Annotated in this window: 16 protein-coding genes; 13 read left to right on the top strand and 3 right to left on the bottom strand. The window is 47.8% G+C overall.

Annotated elements, in window-relative coordinates; all coding sequences use genetic code 11:
- Positions 1 to 49 precede the first annotated feature (49 nt).
- On the top strand, positions 50 to 436 hold the full coding sequence (locus tag ABC765_RS07595; protein ID WP_347980106.1) for a hypothetical protein: 387 nt from the start codon (positions 50 to 52) through the stop codon (positions 434 to 436).
- 1,447 nt (positions 437 to 1,883) lie between these two features.
- Here the strand turns inward: ABC765_RS07595 and ABC765_RS07590 are convergent.
- The 3 genes from ABC765_RS07590 to ABC765_RS07580 form a co-directional block, all read right to left on the bottom strand.
- Positions 1,884 to 5,297 (bottom strand): MMPL family transporter, encoded by a 3,414-nt coding sequence (locus ABC765_RS07590; RefSeq protein ID WP_347980105.1) that lies wholly within the window; start codon positions 5,295 to 5,297, stop codon positions 1,884 to 1,886.
- Positions 5,298 to 5,360: 63 nt separating this feature from the next.
- A complete protein-coding gene (locus tag ABC765_RS07585) occupies positions 5,361 to 5,921 on the bottom strand; it encodes a TetR/AcrR family transcriptional regulator (RefSeq protein WP_033935172.1) in 561 nt (186 codons plus the stop codon).
- A 164-nt stretch (positions 5,922 to 6,085) separates the two neighbouring features.
- Positions 6,086 to 6,418 (bottom strand): hypothetical protein, encoded by a 333-nt coding sequence (locus tag ABC765_RS07580; RefSeq protein WP_034540459.1) that lies wholly within the window; start codon positions 6,416 to 6,418, stop codon positions 6,086 to 6,088.
- 509 nt (positions 6,419 to 6,927) lie between these two features.
- On the opposite strand from ABC765_RS07580, the gene gmk reads away from it, so the two are divergent.
- The 12 genes from gmk to rpmB all read left to right on the top strand — a co-directional run bounded on the left by gmk (position 6,928) and on the right by rpmB (position 19,161).
- Positions 6,928 to 7,548: a guanylate kinase gene (gene gmk, locus ABC765_RS07575; protein ID WP_006499602.1), complete on the top strand. Its 621-nt coding sequence runs from the start codon at positions 6,928 to 6,930 to the stop codon at positions 7,546 to 7,548.
- The gene (gene rpoZ / locus ABC765_RS07570) at positions 7,545 to 7,838 is read left to right on the top strand and encodes a DNA-directed RNA polymerase subunit omega (protein WP_347953530.1); all 294 of its coding nucleotides are present in this window, start codon (positions 7,545 to 7,547) and stop codon (positions 7,836 to 7,838) included. Before gmk ends, rpoZ begins: the two co-directional genes overlap by 4 nt.
- A 74-nt stretch (positions 7,839 to 7,912) precedes the next feature.
- Positions 7,913 to 9,115: a bifunctional phosphopantothenoylcysteine decarboxylase/phosphopantothenate--cysteine ligase CoaBC gene (gene coaBC / locus ABC765_RS07565; protein ID WP_347980104.1), complete on the top strand. Its 1,203-nt coding sequence runs from the start codon at positions 7,913 to 7,915 to the stop codon at positions 9,113 to 9,115.
- On the top strand, positions 9,116 to 11,539 hold the full coding sequence (gene priA, locus ABC765_RS07560; RefSeq protein WP_347980103.1) for a primosomal protein N': 2,424 nt from the start codon (positions 9,116 to 9,118) through the stop codon (positions 11,537 to 11,539). It abuts the gene before it with no gap.
- Positions 11,540 to 11,559: 20 nt separating this feature from the next.
- Entirely contained in the window at positions 11,560 to 12,516 is a 957-nt protein-coding gene (gene fmt, locus ABC765_RS07555) for a methionyl-tRNA formyltransferase (RefSeq protein ID WP_347980102.1), read from the top strand.
- Positions 12,506 to 13,852 carry a 16S rRNA (cytosine(967)-C(5))-methyltransferase RsmB gene (gene rsmB / locus ABC765_RS07550; RefSeq protein WP_347980101.1) on the top strand — a complete coding sequence of 449 codons (1,347 nt, stop codon included), beginning with the start codon at positions 12,506 to 12,508 and terminating at the stop codon, positions 13,850 to 13,852. Before fmt ends, rsmB begins: the two co-directional genes overlap by 11 nt.
- A gap of 16 nt (positions 13,853 to 13,868) precedes the next feature.
- Positions 13,869 to 14,612 (top strand): Stp1/IreP family PP2C-type Ser/Thr phosphatase, encoded by a 744-nt coding sequence (locus ABC765_RS07545; RefSeq protein ID WP_347980100.1) that lies wholly within the window; start codon positions 13,869 to 13,871, stop codon positions 14,610 to 14,612.
- Positions 14,613 to 14,617: 5 nt separating this feature from the next.
- Positions 14,618 to 16,555, top strand: coding sequence for a Stk1 family PASTA domain-containing Ser/Thr kinase (pknB, locus tag ABC765_RS07540; RefSeq protein WP_347980099.1), 1,938 nt, complete (start codon positions 14,618 to 14,620; stop codon positions 16,553 to 16,555).
- A gap of 13 nt (positions 16,556 to 16,568) precedes the next feature.
- Positions 16,569 to 17,438, top strand: a complete 870-nt coding sequence (gene rsgA, locus ABC765_RS07535; RefSeq protein ID WP_347953523.1) for a ribosome small subunit-dependent GTPase A — start codon at positions 16,569 to 16,571, stop codon at positions 17,436 to 17,438.
- 22 nt (positions 17,439 to 17,460) lie between these two features.
- The gene (gene rpe, locus ABC765_RS07530) at positions 17,461 to 18,114 is read left to right on the top strand and encodes a ribulose-phosphate 3-epimerase (protein WP_034540451.1); all 654 of its coding nucleotides are present in this window, start codon (positions 17,461 to 17,463) and stop codon (positions 18,112 to 18,114) included.
- Positions 18,115 to 18,175: 61 nt separating this feature from the next.
- Entirely contained in the window at positions 18,176 to 18,859 is a 684-nt protein-coding gene (locus ABC765_RS07525; protein ID WP_347953521.1) for a thiamine diphosphokinase, read from the top strand.
- Between the two features lie 116 nt (positions 18,860 to 18,975).
- Positions 18,976 to 19,161 (top strand): 50S ribosomal protein L28, encoded by a 186-nt coding sequence (gene rpmB / locus ABC765_RS07520; protein ID WP_006499613.1) that lies wholly within the window; start codon positions 18,976 to 18,978, stop codon positions 19,159 to 19,161.
- Positions 19,162 to 19,230: the final 69 nt, after the last annotated feature.

Raw genomic sequence — 19,230 nt, 5'->3', positions numbered from 1 at the left:
AAAGACCTAATAACATAGATCTGATAGCATAATTAAGGGGAATAACATAATGATCTTTATTATCGGTTTTGTAATCTTGGTAATGATTATCATGTTGGCTAATAGCGGCAGTAAAAAGAACCGAGCGACTAAAAACAATACCACTGCATCAAGCGCTTCTAATATTACCGAAACGGTTGAGGACGATTCACTGACTGGATGGATTAAAAGTTTCAGTCTTTGCTTTCGAATTGGCCTTTTTACGAGCATTATTGGTGGAATAACGATTGCTATTTCTAGTAGTGCTGCAGATAGTCTGGCGGGCGCGTCAATTAGGAGTGGAACGGCGTCGACTGCTATTCAGCTTGGTATTTCATCGGGCCTTGTCTTATTGATAATTGCTGCCCTCTGCTTTATTTTTTCATTTATACGGTGGCTCTTTGCTATCCTTTTTTAGCTTAGAATTGAACACCAATAGATATAGTCTTAAAATTCAAAAAGGGTCTCCGCGAGCAAGTGGAGCCCCTTTTTATTAAACCCCATCCGCTTTTCAATGATACTAAATAATGCTGGTTGACATATCAGCACTAGCCATTGAAAAATGGTCAGCTGATGATTCTGAATTAAGCCAATCAATGGACAATTGGCTTGAAAGCACCGGCAAACAGCTCAAACTTAACGATTATGCAAAATCACTTGCATAAAGTCATATGACAAAAAGTTCATTACCTACTTTTTTCAAAAAAACGATGCATAGTAGGTAAAAATTAATGTATATCGAGTTAGGGACCCCTAACACTACCTACAATTTGATAAAAATCACGCAATAGTAGGTAATTCACAAAGTCGGTCTGACCCAATCAGCTCTAAAATATGCATTTTTACCGATGATTACCTACGATTCGGAAAAAAACCGTCTTAAGTAGGTAAAGTTAGGGGAGCCGAATATTCATCTTACCTACTACTGGTCAAAAATCAGAGAATAGTAGGTAATTTCAGCTCTGTAATTAGAAAAAGACGGCTCTTTCTTCACAAAGTCAGCAATCTTGAAGCCGTTAAATCGATTACCAGTAGGCTGCCGAAGAAATGCAATGAATAGGCGATTCTGAAACTGCCAGAGCTATTGTTAACCAACTTAAGGACGCCATGAACAGTGATCTTGACGCCGTTAAATCGATTACCAGTAGGCTGCCGAAGAAATGCAATGAATAGGCGATTCCGAAGTTGCCAGAGCTATTGTTAACCAACTTAAGGACGCCATGAACAGTGATCTTGACGCCGTTAAATCGATTACCAGTAGGCTGCCGAAGAAATGCAATGAATAGGCGATTCTGAAACTGCCAGAGCTATTGTTAACCAACTTAAGGACGCCATGAACAGTGATCTTGAAGCCGTTAAATCGATTACCAGTAGGCTGCTGAAGAAATACAATGAACAGGCGATTCTGAAGTTGCCAGAGCTATTGTTAACCAACTTAAGAACGCTATGAACAGTGAACTTGATGCCGTTAAACCGATTACCAGTAGGCTGCTGAAGAAATACAATGAACAGGCGATTCTGAAGTTGCTAGAGCTATTTTTAACCAACTTAAGGACGCTAAGAACAGTGATCTTGAGGCCGTTAAATCAATCATCAGTTGGCTGCCGAAGAAATGCAATGAACAGGCGATTCTGAAGTTGCCAGAGCTATTGTTAACCAACTTAAGAACGCTATGAACAGTGAACTTGATGCCGTTAAACCGATTATCAGTTGGCTGCCGAAGAAATGCAATGCTGAAGTCGGCACCAATCAATATCAGGGTTGTATTGACTGCTAACGATAAGAAGCGTTGGCAGAATGCCTAGTATTTGAAGATATAAGAAAAGAGCCCGCCAGTCAGCGAGCTCTTTTGATTTAAGGCTTGATTAATCTTTGCGCTTGTTTTGATTATCCTTGACGTGATTACGGATTGGATAGCTCAAGTAGATCGTGCTGGTCATAACGATTGGCAAGATGATTACCAAGATGATCAGACCAACGATTACCGTCATAGCAACTTCAATCAGCGTTGGAATGCCAGATGGAATCAAAGCAGCAAACGTACCACTCAAGATGATAGCGGCACTGATAACGACGGTCCCGATGATTGCACAGGCATAGTAGATTCGCTCGCCTGGCAGGTACTTGTTCTCGTCGATTTCACGATAACGCGTCATCAAGAAGATACTGTAGTCAACCCCTAAGGCAATCAGCATAATGAAGCTAAAGAATGGGGTATTCCAAGCCAGCATGCTGCGGTGCATGAAGATGCCGACCAGCCAGTGGTTGATTGACAGTGAGGAAATGTAGGCCAACAACAGCGAACCCAGAATGTAGACCGGCTGCAGCAGCGAATGCGTGATCAGCATCAGTGCAATGCCAATCCCGATCAGCATGATGGCAGCGGTCCGGACAAAGTCGCCGCTGGCCGTGTTCTTAATGTCGTTGATCCGTGAAGACTGACCGCCCATGGCAACCGTGGCATTGCTAAGGGCAGTGCCTTTCAATGACTTGCGAGCCATGTTGGAGATGTTTTCGGCATCTTTCGTGGCTTTTTCATCACTAGGGTTGGTATCAAAGACAATCGTAATCTTAGTGGTCTTACGGTTGGATGACATGTAGTTGTCGATTGCTGGCTTAAAGGTCTTGCTGTGCAGAACCGACTTAGGAATGTAGAAGGTCTCAGCAGCTGCTGACTTCTGCAGACCGGTCAGATAGCTTTGACCCTCGCCAAGTCCAGAGTTCAGCTGGTTAAGGCCGTTGGTGATCTGTGGTGAGCTTTGCGCCAGCTTGTTGATACCGGTGTTAAGCTGCAGACTGCCGGCACTAAGCTGTCCCATCCCGGCACTTAACTGTTGACTGCCAGAGTAGGCAGAGTTGATGCCGTTGCTCAACTGTGGCGATGCGGCTGCCAGCTTGTTGATGCCAGTGTTAAGCTGACCAAGTGCATTGGTGCCTTGACCAAGTGCGCTTTGAATCTGGTTGAGGCCGCTGGTTAACTGCTGCAGGGCTGAAACGGCACCTGGCAGAGCAACATTGGAGGCTTGAGCCAATTGAGCAACCTGAGTCTTTAGCGTTGCGACCTGCGTATTAAGGTTCTGCAGACTGGAAGCCGAACCGGCAACGTTTTGCAAGGAACCGGCCAATGATTTGTCGGCATTACCAGCTGTCTGCAGGTTTTGAGCCACGCTTTGCAGCTGACTGGCCAGCGCGCTGGTTTGACTGTTGGTTTGAGAAGCAATCTGGCTTTGAATGCCGCTAAGAATCTGCTGCATAGCTCCTTCCATCACGGCCTTTTGCTGATCGTTCAGGTTGGCTTGACTTTCAGCAGCCTTAAATTGAGTCATTACAGAATCAAGACTGGCTGAGCTGGAAGAACCGGTAGATCCTTGAATGCTCTTTAAGGTATTGCCCGCCTGTTCCAGCTGACTGCCAATGATTTGAGCCTGACTGGCAACGTTTTGCAGGTTGGATTGAATGCCAGTCGTATCAATTGAGGTACCAGCACTCTGCAGGGCACTGTTCAGCTGTTGGATCCCGCTATTGATCTGTGGCAGACCGCTTTCCAGCTGTTGAAGCTGTGAGGCATTGGCGCCAGTTAATTGAGAACTAAGCTGCTGACTCATCTGGTTCATGCCGTTGACCAGCTGCTGACTGCCGGCACTAAGCTGGTTTAAGCCATTGGTCATTTGATTGCCGCCAGAACTGAGCTGTGCCAGACCAGAAGTCAGTTGGTTGGCACCAGTAGCCGCGGAATTGATCCCGCTGTTCAGCTGGTTGGTACCAGTTGCGGCGGAGTTAAGGCCATTTGTCATCTGCTGACTGCCGGCGCTTAGTTTGCCAATCCCGTTACGAGCCGTTGAAACGCCGTTGTTAACGGTCTTCATCTGGCTGTTGACGTAAAGCTTCTTGATCTTGGAACCAGATGGCTGAGTAACGGAAGCCACGGTCTTAACGCCTTTGGTATGCTTGATCTGTTCCGTCAACTGGTCAATCAGCTTTAAGTCTTTTTCGTTGTCCAGCGTGTGGTTGGACTTGATATAAAGCGTGGCGGGCTCAGCCGTTCCTTTGGAGAAGTGCTTCTGAACGATCAGGAACCCTTGCTTGGATGGCGTTGAGTCAGCAATTTCTGCCGTGTCGTCATAATTCAGCTTGTTTTGATAAGTGAAGTAGAATGGCGACAGAGCAGCCAGGACCAAGACCAATGCAATAATTGGATGGGCCAGGGAATGCTTAGAAAGAAAACGCCAGAATGGACTTTCCGATTCACCGTTGAAGGTCTTAACCGGCCAGAACATGGTCTTACCCATTGTGGTCATAAAGAACATGTTCAGCGTCAGCAAGACAATCAGCAAAACGGCAACCCCAACGGCAACCCCGGCTGCGGATTTGTAAACTGAAAAACGGGCCAGACCCAGTGCCGAGAAACCGATCAAGATAGAAGAACCTGACATCAGGATCGTCTTGCCGGCATTCCACTGGGCGTTTTTGGCCGCCTCGAACTTATCCATGCCGTTTCCCAGATTAGCCTTGAAGCGGTCATAAAGCAGAATGTTGTAGTCGGTACCGATCCCAAACAAAACGATAACCATAAAGACTTGGGTAAAGTTACTGAATGGGAAATTAAAGTTCTTAACCAGGTTGGTAACGATTGAAAAGGCGGTAATGAACGAAACCCCAACCGTCAGCAGCGAGATCAATGGAACGATCGGTGACCGGAAGACCAGTACCAAGACGATGAAGATAAAGATAACCGAGATGACCTCAGTCTTTTTGATTCCTTCTTGGATGGCTCCCGAAAAGTCGTCTTGCAAGATGTCAGCGCCAGTAATATAGGTTCTGATGCCATCCGTCTTAACGGCTTTGGTAAGCTGCTTGTTGATATTGGAAACTGATTTCTTTTTAGAAACGTTTAACTGAACTAGTTCGGTAGTCTTGTCTTTTGAGATCAGGTTCTTCTTGGTAGCCGAGTTTTCATATGGGGTCAACATACTCTTGATGCCCAGTTCGGATTTGTGACGCTTCAGATAGCGAATCGTCTGGTTAACGTTTTTTTGATCCGATTTGGACATCGCACCGTCTTGATTGTTAAAAACGGCGACAACCTGATAGGTATTGTTTTGATGATGTCCCCAATGATTGCCAATCGTGCTGGCAACCTCACTTTGAACGTTGGCAGGCAGTGAGATTGTCGAGTGCTCACGCGTTAATTGATTGACGTTAGGCAGCATGAAGATCGAGATCACAACAATGAGAATCCACGCGATCAAGGATCCAACGTGGTTTTTAATAAATCGCATCTCAAAATTTCTCCTTACCTATTTATATAAAAAATAATGCACCAAAATTGCGGCTTGCATGTCCTAGGCTTTTTCAACGGGGTCAATCAGTCGAAAAAGCATTTGATGGTAGTTGACGGTCGCAACATTTTCATCTTCATCTTGGTAGAGTGGTGTCGTTTCAAGAAAAATATAGCCTAAAACCGCACCAATCAAGACGTGTGAAGAAATCAGCCGGTTGCCATCTACATCAACGACTTGATCGACCAGCTTGATCATTCGCTTGATTTCTTGATACATTGCCGAGTCGGTTGAAAAACGCTGGGCATGGTACAGGATCGCTGATAAAGAAGCATGGGCCAGTAAAAAATCACGAACGATATCCGCGAATTTTAAATAGGCCTTGGAACCGGAAAGACCGATAATGCCATCAACGACCTGCTGATACATTTGCTGCATCAGTCGAGCACCAGTCAGCGATACCATTTCTTCACGGTTGGCGACGTAGTTATAAAGCGATTGTGAGCGAATGTCGAGTGCTTTAGCCAGATTGGGCATGGTTAAAGCTTCAAGCCCTTGTTCATCGGCTAATTTTTCAGCAGTAGCAAGTACCTTTTCCCGATCAAGGGTTCGTCGCTTGGTCATGAAATCCCTCCTTTACTTTTTTTAACCAGAATAATATAACATTACTGAATGTAGATAACAATCTACACTCTGTAGTTTATTTGAGCGAGACGTTTCATTATGAGATGTATGTCGCAAATTATTCCATAATGACATAAAAAAAGACCTGCAACATTTGGCAAGTCTTAGGATAAGGGATGAGCAATATAGCGTAATTGATCGAAATCAAAGAAATAGGAAAGATTTTTTGATTGAACCAAATAGCGATCCTGACCAAGCGATTTTAAATAGCCGCGCACTTCAACCGGCTGGCCTGCAGCAGTTTTAGGCATCAGCTGCAGATAGACCAGCAGATGATCAGACAATGCTTTTTGGATAAACATTTTCCTTTGAAAAGCGGGCTGGGGATTTAATAAATCTGGAATAGGAGCGAACTCAATCGGCTCAAACAAATGGTGCAGACTTTGGGAGATAATTTTGGTACTACGATTAATAATTGACTGCCGCTGATTTTGCATGATCATTCCTCCGAACACTCGTTTGTGACTATAGTATACGAACAAGCGTTCAAAAAAGCAAGCAATAATTTCAATACAGCTTTTTATTTATTGAGATGAACGGGCCAAATGCCGGTAAATAAGGGACTGGCCGGCTTAGTTGATGTTGAGATGACCATTGCTGAAACAAGATGATCGACAGCCATATTAATAAAAAGAATCGCCGTAAGCATGGCCAGAAAAGATCGTTTCATCATCAAGGCGATATTTTTAAAATGCTCTGGCTGCCATCAAACAAATGCAGGCGCTTGTCAAAAGAATTCCTAATACAAGTCTTCTCTTAAGCACGAAGGATCATTCTCAATAGCAGCGAATGGTTTTGAGCTGTAATTCAAGCAATAGCAAGATCAGAATCCAGCTGCTGATTAGGCGGATCTTTAAATTTCCATTGAATTATGACCGAATTTATTGCAGAATATGGTATCATTAAACATTAAAAGAGCTATGAGAAAAGAAGGTATGGAAGCAATATGAGCAAGCGAGGAATGCTGATTGTTTTGTCTGGTCCATCAGGCGTAGGTAAAGGAACGGTTAGAAAAGCGCTGTTTAGTCAGCCCGGCAATGATTTTCAATACTCAGTCTCAATGACGACGCGGCAGCCACGGCCCGGCGAAGTCAACGGTAAGGACTATTTCTTTGTTTCAAAAGAGGAGTTTGAGCAGCACATTCGCGAAGGGCAGATGCTGGAATATGCCAAGTATGTTGACAATTATTACGGCACTCCTTTAAAATATATAAATGATACGCTAGACGAAGGTAAAGATGTCTTCTTGGAAATTGAAGTCAATGGTGCCATGCAGGTTCGCTCAAAATGTCCTGATGGCGTCTTCATCTTTCTTACGCCGCCGGATCTGATGGAGCTGCGCCAACGCTTGATCCATCGTGGTACCGACAGCATGGAAGTCATCAACAAACGAATCCACAAAGCTTTCGGCGAGATTCAAATGATGCAGAACTACGACTATGCCGTGGTTAATGATCAAGTTGACAATGCAGTCACCAAGATCAAAGACATTATTCGTTCCGAACGCTTGCGGGTACCTCGCGTAATGCCGGATTACCTTGAAATGTTAGGAGATTCAGAAAAATGATTCTTTTTCCATCAGTCGATGAATTGCTCAAGCGCGTTGACTCTCGCTACTCTCTGATTATGCTGGCAAGCAAGCGGGCTCACGAAATCGATAAGTACCGTGCTGATAAATGGCGTGCCGAAAATGCTGATCAGTCAAAGGACAATCACGCAGCCGAAGCATTGGCACAAGATCATCCATTGCTGCTGGATCATTACTACTCAACCAAGTCAGTCGGGATGGCGCTGGAAGAAATCGAAGCCGGCAAGGTAACGATTGATACTGATCATACGGAAGACTTGCAAGACTAGTTGCAGCTGCCAAAGAGCGACACCAGACAAAAGTTTTGGTGCTGCTCTTTTTATTTTTCATCAAGGAGGCAAACATGACGAAGATTGCGGTACATATGACAGGTGGGATTGCTGTCTATAAGGCAGTTGAAGTTGTTCGCGGCTTGCAGAAGCAGGGACATGAGGTTCGCGTGGCGATGACTCAAAATGCAGCCCGCTTTGTCGGCCCGGCAACTCTGGCGGCGCTAACCAAGCATCCCGTTTTAATCGATCAGTGGGCGGCGACTTTAAATGGTCAGGTGCCGCATATTGAACTGGCGGACTGGAGCGAGCTGGCCTTAGTGGTTCCGGCAACGGCCAATCTGTTGGCAAAAATGGCAGCAGGCCTGGCTGATGACGCGGTTTCAGCCACGCTTTTGGCAACCAGCGCGCCAAAGATCGTAGTCCCAGCCATGAACGTTCACATGTGGAACAATCCGGCTACACAAAGAAACGTTGCGCGGCTCAGACAAGATAACGTCATGGTAATGGATCCGGCAGCAGGCATGCTTGCAGAAGGATATGCCGGTAAGGGACGCATGCCGGAGCCAGCTGATATCATAAAACAGGTACAGGATTACTTAACCAATGGCCCCTTGAAAGGCAAGACGCTGGTAGTGACTGCTGGTGGTACCAGAGAGGCGCTTGATCCGGTTCGCTATCTAGGCAATCGTTCCTCTGGCAAAATGGGAATTGCAATTGCAAAAGCAGCGGCCAATGCAGGCGCACGGGTTGAATTGATCGTCGGCAGCGTTTCGGCTGAACTGCCGCATTCTGATCGCATTACGGTGACCCAGGCCCTTTCAACGAGCGCGATGGCGGCTGCCGTATCCGATAAGTTTCAAAATGCTGATGCCTTGATCATGGCGGCAGCGGTTGCGGACTTTCGGCCAGCTGTTTTGGCGGATCAAAAAATCAAAAAGCATGGTGATGGCACTTTGACTCTGCATTTGGTACCAACTGAAGATATTTTGGCAAAGATGGGCGCGCAAAAACGATCAGGTCAAGTAGTAATCGGCTTTGCAGCTGAGACCAATGATCTTTTGCAAAATGCCAATGCCAAGCTGCAAAAGAAAAATGCCGATGCAATCGTGGCTAACGACGTGTCTGATCCGGGAATCGGGTTTGGAACGGATGACAACGCCGTTACGATTCTGCGGCCAAACCAGGCACCGTTGAGATGGTCGCGCCAGTCTAAGATGATGATTGCCGAAAAAATCGTTGCTTTGACGGCCAAACTGCTGAAAGTGGGTGATTAAATGGCTGAACTGGCCCAGGTAATCGTTGACGTACCGACGATGCAGACTGACCAGCCATATACCTACGCGATTCCCAAACGCCTGGAAAGTCAGATTCAAGTCGGCATGCGCGTAATCGTACCATTTGGGCGGGGTAAGCGCGAGGTGCAGGGCTTTGTCGTTGGCATTGATCAACCGACGGAATATGATGGCACGCTCAAATCAATTATTGGGTTAATGGATCTGGTACCGGTCGTCAATACCGAACTGCTGCAACTGAGCCGTTGGATGGCCGATCAAACCTATGCATTCTGGATCTCGTGTTTGTATACGATGCTGCCCAATGCCTTAAAAGCCAAGAGTCATCGGGTGGTGCGCATAATCGATGAGGTTGATGAGCAGACAGCCCTGGATCTTTTTCAAGGAGCTGATGAGCTGGATTTTGAACGGTATCAAAACGATCCGCAAATCGTCAGCCAGCTGCTCAAACTTAAGCGGCAGGGCAAGGTCTCGTTTGAGTATCAGGTTGAGGACCGGGCCCGTGTCAAAAAAGAAACTGCCATTCAGCCCTTGATGTCGTTTGAACAATATGAAGATGAGCGAGTCGGCGTTCGGACCAACGCGCATGCTCAACAGCGGCTGCTTTCCTATCTGCAGCAGATTGACGGCCAAAAAGTCAAGCTTAAGCAGGCCGAACAGCAGTCGGGGCTGAAAGCTGGAACGTTTAACGTTGGCGAAAAGCGCGGCTGGCTCAAAAAAATCGCAGTGGAGACCTATCGAACGCCGGCTGGTATGATACCTGATGATCAGCATCTGGATTCACCATTGAAATTGAATCCGGATCAGCAGGCGGCCGTTGCCAAAATCGACCAGGCCATCGATCAAGCCCAAAATCAAACCTTTTTGCTGCAGGGAGTTACCGGGTCAGGCAAAACCGAAGTCTATCTGCAGGCAATGGCTGAAGCTTTAAAACAGGGGGAAACGGCCTTGATGCTGGTGCCGGAAATCTCTTTGACGCCACAGATGGTTAATCGGGTCCGGCGGCGGTTTGGTCAGCGCGTGGCCGTTTTGCACAGCAGTCTTTCGGATGGCGAGCGCTATGATGAATGGCGCCGAATTGAGCGTGGTGAGGCCCAGGTAGTGGTCGGCGCGCGATCGGCAGTGTTTGCCCCGCTTGAAGATCTGGGGCTGATCATTATGGATGAAGAACACGAAACCAGCTATAAGCAGGATGAAACGCCGCGCTATCATGCTCGTGACGTTGCCGCCTGGCGTGCTGAGTATCATCATGCGCCGCTGGTATTGGGATCAGCTACCCCTAGTCTGGAAAGTCGGGCGCGGGCACTGGCTGGCGTCTATCAGCTTTTGAGAATGCCAACGCGGGTCAATCAGCGGCCGTTGCCACCAGTAGAAGTCGTTGACATGCGGCCGGAAATGCAGCGCAATGGCGAGACCAATTTTTCAGATCGGCTGTTGAATCTATTGAACGAGCGGCTGCAAAAAGGCGAACAGAGTATTTTGATGCTGAATCGGCGCGGCTTTTCTTCATTTATTATGTGCCGAGACTGCGGCTTTGTTTTGAAGTGTCCCAACTGTGATATCTCGCTGACGCTGCACATGGACTCAAGAACGATGAAATGTCATTATTGTGGCCATGAGGAGCCGATTCCTTCAATCTGTCCGCAGTGTCAAGGCCGCCATATTCGCTACTATGGTACGGGAACCGAAAAAGTTGCGGCCGAGCTGCAGCAGCTGATGCCAAGCGCGCGTGTGATTCGCATGGATGTTGACACAACACGGCGCAAAGGGATGCATGCCAAGCTGCTGAAAGAATTTGGCGAACATCAGGCCGATATTTTGCTGGGTACGCAGATGATTGCCAAAGGACTGGACTTTCCCAACGTGACTCTGGTTGGGGTCTTGAATGCCGATACGGGATTGGACCTGCCAGACTTTCGGGCCAGTGAGCGGACGTTTGATCTGCTCAGTCAGGTCAGCGGTCGTGCCGGTCGTGCCGATAAGCCGGGAAACGTCGTGATTCAGACCTTTAATCCAGACAACTACGCGATTCGCTATGCGCAGCTGCATGATTATGAAGACTTCTTCAAGGCCGAGATGAACATTCGCTACCAGGCCGGCTATCCGCCTTATTACTACACCGTCCGCATCATGGCCAGCAATGAAGACGAACGCGCGGCTGCCAAGGCCATCTATGAAATCAGAAACCAGCTCAGTGTCAATCTGAGTAAAGAGACGGTCGTTTTAGGGCCTACGCCGCGGCCGATTGCTCGAATGAAAAACCGATACTATTATCAGATAATCGTTAAGTATAAGCATGATCCTAAGCTGCACGCGCTTTTAAAGGACGTCATGCGTCAAACGCAGGCCAAGAGCCGTCAAGATACCTTGGTCAGCATTGATCCGGAACCACAGTATTTTATGTAATCAAGAAAGGATTTGTTGTTATGTCAGTATCAGTCGTATTTATGGGAACGCCCCAGTTTGCCGTGCCGATTCTGCAGGCTTTGATTGATGATGAGGCCTATGACGTAAAGGCTGTCGTTACGCAGCCGGATCGTCGGGTTGGCCGCAAGCATGAACTGCGCGCGACACCAGTTAAGGAACTGGCCGTTAAGTATGGAATCGAGGTTCTGCAGCCCGAAAAGCTGAGCGGCAGTCCCGAAATGCAGCGCGTGATCGACCTGGCGCCTGATTTTGAGATTACCGCGGCGTTTGGTCAGTTTTTGCCCGTCAAGATGCTTGAAGCGGCTAAAATCGCGGCCATCAACGTTCACGGCTCGCTGCTGCCTAAATATCGCGGCGGCGCGCCGATTCAATACTCAATCATCAATGGCGATCAAGAAACCGGCGTCACGATCATGTACATGGTCAAGGCAATGGACGCCGGCGACATTATTGCGCAAAAGGCAATTCCGATCACCAAACAGGATGACAGCGGCACGATGTTTGAAAAATTGAGCCTGCTGGGCCGCGACCTTTTGATGGATACGCTGCCTAAAATGATTACCGGCGACGTAAAGCCAGTCAAGCAGGATCCTGAAAAAGTCGTCTTTTCGCCGAATATTACCAGCGAGCAGGAACGCATTGACTATCGCCTGCCAGCTGACCGGATTGACGACAAGGTGCGCGGCTTGCGGCCATTCCCAATTGGCAACATGATTATTGACGGCCTGCAGACTAAGATCTACGACGTCACGCCATTGGATGAAAAAACGAATCTGGCACCGGGACAGGTCGTACGCGTTGAAAAGCATGCTTTGATTCTGGCTGCTGGCGATCATACGACTTATCGGATCAATCGGCTCAAGCCTAAGGGCAAACGCGAAATGGACATCACTTCTTATCTGAATGGTCATCAAAATCTAAAGCAAGGAGTTCAGGCAATCACCGATGAAGAATAAGCAAATCAATACCGCACGCGGCGCTGCCTTAAAAACGCTTGATCAGGTATTGCAGAATGGCGCCTACTCCAATCTGCAGCTGAATCAGAATCTCAAGAGCAGCCAGTTGAGCGAAGTCGACAAGCGCTTGGCTACCAACCTGGTCTACGGCGTCTTGCAGCACAAGCTAACCCTGGAATACTGGATGGCACCTTTTATTAAGGGTAAAAAGATCGAAAGCTGGGTCAAAACGCTGCTTTTAATGTCGATCTATCAATATCGCTACTTGGATCGCGTGCCTGACTGGGCGGTAACCAATGAGTCGATCGAACTGGCTAAGCAGCTTGGCAATCCGGGAACCCGTCGTTTTGTGACCGGCGTTTTGCATGCCGTTTTGCGTCAGGGGCTGGGGGATGTTAACGCCATCAAGGATCCAATCAAGCGGCGTTCAGTCGAGTTCAGTCTGCCGCAATGGCTGGTTGAGGAATTGATCAAACAATATGGTCAGCCGACTGCCGATGCAATTTTTAGGGCCGTTAACGAACCAGCTCGCGTATCGCTGCGGGTAAATGAGGCCAAGACGACTATTCCCCAGGCAATTGCCATTTTAAAAGAGCAGGGCGTTGAAGTTGAGCCTAGTCAGGTTGCCAAGACCGGTCTGGTGGTCAAAAGCGGCGATGTCGTCAATACAGACGCGTTTATGCAGGGATTGGTCACGATTCAAGACGAAAGCGCCATGCTGGCAGTAGAAAGCATGGCGGTTAACCCAGCAGATCAGGTTTTGGATGCCTGTGCCGCGCCGGGAGGAAAAACCGTCCAGATTGCGGCCGCCTTGGATAAAAAACAGGGTGGCAGCGTTACGGCCCTAGACATTCATGCTCATAAGATCAAATTAATTGAAAAAAATGCTCAGCGGCTCGGGGTAGCTGATCGCGTCCATGCCTGCCAGCTGGATGCACGCAAGGCGGATGAAAAGTTTGAGGATGGTCAGTTTGATAAGATTTTAGTTGACGCGCCCTGCAGCGGAATTGGCCTTTTGCGCCGCAAGCCCGAGATTCGCTATGATAAAAAACTCAGTGACAGTCAAAACCTGCATAAAATTCAGCTGGCAATTTTAAATGCAGTTGCCCCAAAACTAAAAAAAGGCGGTATAATGACGTATAGTACGTGCACGATTTTGCAGCAGGAAAATGATGGTACCGTGCAGGCCTTTTTAGCCGCGCATCCTGAATTCAGACTGCTAAAGACGCAAACGGCGCGTACTTTGAAAAACGCGCGAACGGGGGCAACCTTGACGATTTTGCCAAGCGATTATGGTTCTGATGGATTCTTTATCAGCAACCTCCAACGTTTGTAGAAGGGAACATAGACCCATGGAAACAGCCTATCAATCAGATATTGGACAACAACGATCTGAAAATCAAGATCGCGTCGATAGTTTTACCACGGATGCCGGAATGCAGCTGGATTTAGTTGCGGATGGCATTGGTGGCAATCGTGGCGGGGATGTTGCCGCTCAAACAACCGTTCAGGCTCTCGGTCAGCGCTTCTTAAAGTCTGCGCCCAATGATGAGGCAGCTGCTAAACAGTGGCTTGCCGATCAGGTGCAGCAGGTCAATGATCAAATTATTGACGAATCACGCAAGAATAAAAATTATCAGGGAATGGGGACCACTTTGGTAGCCGCCATTTTCTTTAATGATCGGCAAAAAATCGTAATTGCCAATATCGGCGACAGTCGTGGCTATATCATGCATCAAAACGTCTTGACACAAGTCACGGTTGATCATTCCTTGGTAAATGAGTTAGTCAAGAACGGCGATCTAACCGAACAGGAAGCCGCCGTGTCACCACAGAACAATATTATAACCCGGGCAATTGGAATCTCGCATGACGCGCAGATTGATGTCAACGTTTTTCCATTTGAACCGGGAGATCAATTGCTAATGTGCTCGGATGGCCTGTCCAAAACTGTTGATAAGCAGGAATTGACCCAAGTGCTGCAAAGCGATGCACCGCTGAAGGACAAGTGCAGCGTTTTGGTTGAAAAAGCCAATGCAGCTGGTGGTCCGGACAATATCACCGTTCTGATCAGCCAAAATGATCAGGAGAGATAAAATCAATGAAACCCGGATATGAGCTTAATCACCGGTATAAAATAATCGAATCGCTGGGTGAGGGCGGCATGGCCAATGTCTACCTGGCTCACGATCTGGTGCTGGATCGCGATGTTTCGGTCAAGCTGCTGCGCTTGGACCTGCGCGATGATCCGAGTACCAAACGCCGCTTTGAACGAGAAGCCATGGCAGCCACTCAGCTTAACGATCCTCATATCGTTGGCATTTATGATGTTGGCGAAGAGCATGGCGTTCAATACATGGTAATGGAATACGTTAAGGGTACCGACTTGAAAACCTATATTCATGATCACTATCCGATTCCCTTGCCGCAAGTCATCGATATTATGGAACAGGTTTTGTCGGCAGTGCAGACGGCCCATGCGAACGGCATTATTCACCGCGACTTAAAGCCGCAGAACATTTTGATCGATGAGAATAAAAACATTAAGATTACGGATTTTGGGATTGCCATGGCGGCTTCGCAAAATTCAATGACGCAAACCAATAGTCTGTTGGGATCGGTTCACTACCTTTCTCCCGAACAGGCGCGCGGCAGCATTGCTACGCCGCAGTCTGATATCTACTCTTTAGGAATCATCCTATTTGAACTGCTGACTGGTCAAGTGCCTTTTGAAGGTGAGACAGCAGTTTCGATTGCTTTAAAACACTTTCGCGATGAGATTCCGTCAGTGCGCAAATTCAATCCGCAGATTCCGCAGCCGTTGGAAAACGTGGTCTATCGTGCGACTGCCAAACACCCTTGTGACCGATATCACGATGTGGCGGCGATGGCGGCTGATCTGCAGACCGCGCTGGACCCATCACGAGCTGATGAACCTAAATTCGTAGTTGGTCAGCGTTCCAGCAACGAAGAAACCAAAGTATTGGATCTGGATGCAATTAAAGAGGCTGCCAATCTTGATGAAAACAGCGATGAAAAGATTGACGACGACACCAAACAACTGACGGCAACGCGACAAAGCCGTATGAAACGCTCTATTCAGCGCCACCCAATTCGCAAGTGGGCGGTTATTTTAGTGCTGCTGGTCGCGGCAATCGGAATTGGTACCGGTCTTTACATGCATCGCTCGGTCAGTGTTCCTGACGTCGAGGGACTGACGACGGCACAGGCAGAAAAGAAACTGCAGGCAAATCATCTGCGCTTAGGCAACGTTACCGAAAAAAACAGTCAGACCGTAGCTAAAAATCATGTCGTCAAAGTTGCCGGCAATCAGCATCGTGCACATGCCGGCCAGTCGATCGACCTGGTTGTCAGCCGCGGCGTTAAGACATGGAAGATGGCTGATTACGTTGGCGACAGCTATTCTGACACGGCTGATGAGCTGCGCGATAAAGGCTTCGTCGTTAAGCAGACCAAAAAATATTCCGATACCGTTGCAACGGGGAAGGTCATTAAACAAAGCGTCAATGCCGGCACAACGATCAATCCCAGCCAGCAGACGGTCACGCTGACGGTTAGCGCCGGCAAGAAACAGGTCACGATTCCAAGCTTTAAAGGCAAGGATGTCAGTGAAGTGCAGGATTTTGCCAATAAGCACCAGCTGCAGCTGACGACAACGCAAAAAAATTCAACAACCGTCGCTACCAATCATGTAATCCAGCAAACGCCTAAAGCAGGCAGCAAGCTGACGCATGGTGATACCTTAACCGTTCAGATTGCCAGCAATTCCAATGAGTTAAGAACGACCAATATTCAAATCAACATTCCGTTTGATGGTAATGGTGGCAAGAAGGAAAACCGAGTACAGGTATATATTCGCGATGCCTATCATAACCTGACGATGGAATATGAGGATATTACCATCAATCAAGAAACGACGATTAACGTACCATTTACGCTGCGTAATGGTCAAACTGGCGCCTATCGAGTAATTCGCAATGGTCAGACCATTATGAGCGCGACGAATATTACAGGATAAGTTGAGGTGTAAAGTGCAACAAGGAATCATCCAGCAATCGCTCAGCGGCTTTTTTGACGTGCTTTGTGACGGCGCGGTTTATCGTACGCGCGGCCGGGGCAACTTTCGTAAGCGCGGCATTAAGCCGATCGTTGGCGATCAAGTAGAATTTGAAGACGGCTATCTGCTCAAGGTGCTGCCCCGTAAAAATCAGCTGCGGCGGCCGCCAGTAGCCAACGTCGATCAGGCAGTCGTCGTTACGGCCGCCAAACAGCCCAAGTTTTCCAGCAATTTATTGGATCGTCAGCTGATTGCACTGGAAAAACAAGCTATTGAACCAATCATCTATTTTTCTAAGACGGATCTGCTAAACGATGATGAATGGCAGAATCTGCAGCCGATCTTAGCTGGCTATCGGGCAATCGGCTACGCAGTAATTGCGCAGCGGCCGCCGTTTGGTCAAACAACACTGGATCAGCTTCAACAGCTGCTCAGTCATCATATCGTTACGATGATGGGGCAGACTGGGGCTGGCAAGTCAACGCTGCTGAATCATCTGGCGCCTGAATTAAATCTGGCAACTGGTGAGGTCTCACAGGCTCTAAAACGCGGACGGCATACTACGCGTAAAGTCAGTCTGATGACGATTGGCGAGGCCTTGATTGCCGATACGCCTGGCTTTTCGTCATATGAGGATTTTGATATGGACGTGACGGAGCTTTCAAAATTATTTCCAGAAATGCGTCAGTTGGCCCCAGAATGCAAATTTCGCGGCTGTCTGCATCTAAAAGAACCTGGCTGTGCCGTGAAGAACGCCGTCGAGCATGGTACAATAATGAAGAGTCGGTATGACAATTACGTTCAGTTTAATGAACTGATTGTCAGCCAAAAACCAAACTATTGAATTGAAACGAGGGAAAAAGATTATGATTAAAGTAGCACCATCGATTTTGAGCGCAGACTACATGAATCTTGAAAAGGACATTAAGCTGGTTGACCAGGCTGGTGCTGAAGAACTGCACATTGACGTGATGGATGGCACGTTTGTTCCAAGCATTTCCTATGGCCCAGGCTTTGTAAAGGCAATTCGTCAAATCACTGACATGTACCTGGACGTTCACATGATGGTTCAAAACCCTGAACACCTGATTCCAGCAATGGCAGAAGCAGGTGCCGACAACATTGGCGTTCACGTTGAAGCAACGCCGCACATTCACCGTGCTCTGCAGCTGATCAAGAACGCGGGCAAGGATGCTGAAGTCGTGATCAACCCAGGGACGCCGGTTGAAATGATCAAGCCGGTTCTGCACATGGTTGACCAAGTATTGGTAATGACCGTTAACCCTGGCTTTGGCGGTCAAAAATTCCTGCCAGAAACGGTTGCCAAGATTGCTGAATTGGATGCAATCAAGAAAGCTAACGGCTATGACTTTGACATTGAAATCGATGGCGGGATCAACAATGAAACGGTTGTTGACTGCTACAAGGCTGGCGCAACGGTTGCGGTTGCCGGTTCATACGTCTACAATGCCGAAGACCCACTGGCTCGCATTCAAGCACTGCGCGACGCTACTAAGTAATCAGATTAATTAGGTTAAAAACGTGACGAAGCGATTCGTCACGTTTTTTGAGAGGCTGCTTATGAATGAAAAGATCAACATTATGGTTGGCGGGCCAGAAGCGCTGATTCCTTATGATCAAGTTGCTGATCATCGCTCTGAGACTTGGCTGGGCGTTGATTTAGGAGCAACCAGACTGCTTGAGCATGGTATTGTTCCCGAATATGCTGCTGGCGACTTTGATTCCAGCACGCCTGAGCAATTGGCGCGAGTCAAAGCGGCGGTCCAAAAAGTAGATATCTATCCGCCAGAAAAAGACTATACCGATACTCAGATCGGTATTTTACTGGCAATGAAATATTACCAGCCGGCTTCAATCACGATCTGGGGTACAACGGGTGGCCGCCTGGATCAGCTGCTGGCCAACCTGTACACGCCATTGATGGAGCCATACCGTAAGTACCTGGCGAAGATTCATCTGGTTGATCGTCAGAATACGGTTGATTTTTATGAACCGGGCAGCTATGAGATTTATAAGGTGCCCGAGATGCCGTATCTGGCTTTTGTCAATCTGACGCCGGTAACTGGTTTGACCCTGCCTGATGAAAAGTACAATCTGGATCATTTTGACAGCCCGCTGCCCATTTCTTGGTCCAGTAATGAGTTTGTCGGGACGATCAATCATTTTTCTTTTGACAGTGGGGTCGTGGCTGTTATTCAAAGCCGTGATGTCCATTCACAGGGACCTTTCAAGGGTGTCAAGTGAAAATACTTGAAAGAAAACTATTGCATTGAAAGCCCCCCTATGGTAAATTATTTAGGTGAGTTACAGCGCGCATCTCAGCGCGGAGAAAATAACTGATGAGGAGAGGAGGGTTCCACATGGCTAAGGATTTCATGACCGGTAAGCGGACGCGCTTCGGCAACAAGCGTTCACACGCCCTTAACTCAAGTCGTCGTACCTGGAAGCCAAACCTGCAAAAGGTTACCATTTTGGTAAATGGCAAGCCAAAGAAGGTTTACGTTTCAGCACGTACCCTGAAGTCGGGTAAAGTGACTCGGGTTTAGTCCAAAGAAATAGGCTGTCCGCCTTGCGGGCGGCTTATTTTTTTGCCGATTGGTTTAAGCAATGCGGGC

It is taken from the genome of Limosilactobacillus sp. WILCCON 0051, assembly GCF_039955095.1.
GTDB lineage: Bacteria > Bacillota > Bacilli > Lactobacillales > Lactobacillaceae > Limosilactobacillus > Limosilactobacillus allomucosae.
Note: the sequence above shows the minus strand (reverse complement) of the source record. Positions and strands in the feature narration are given on the sequence as shown.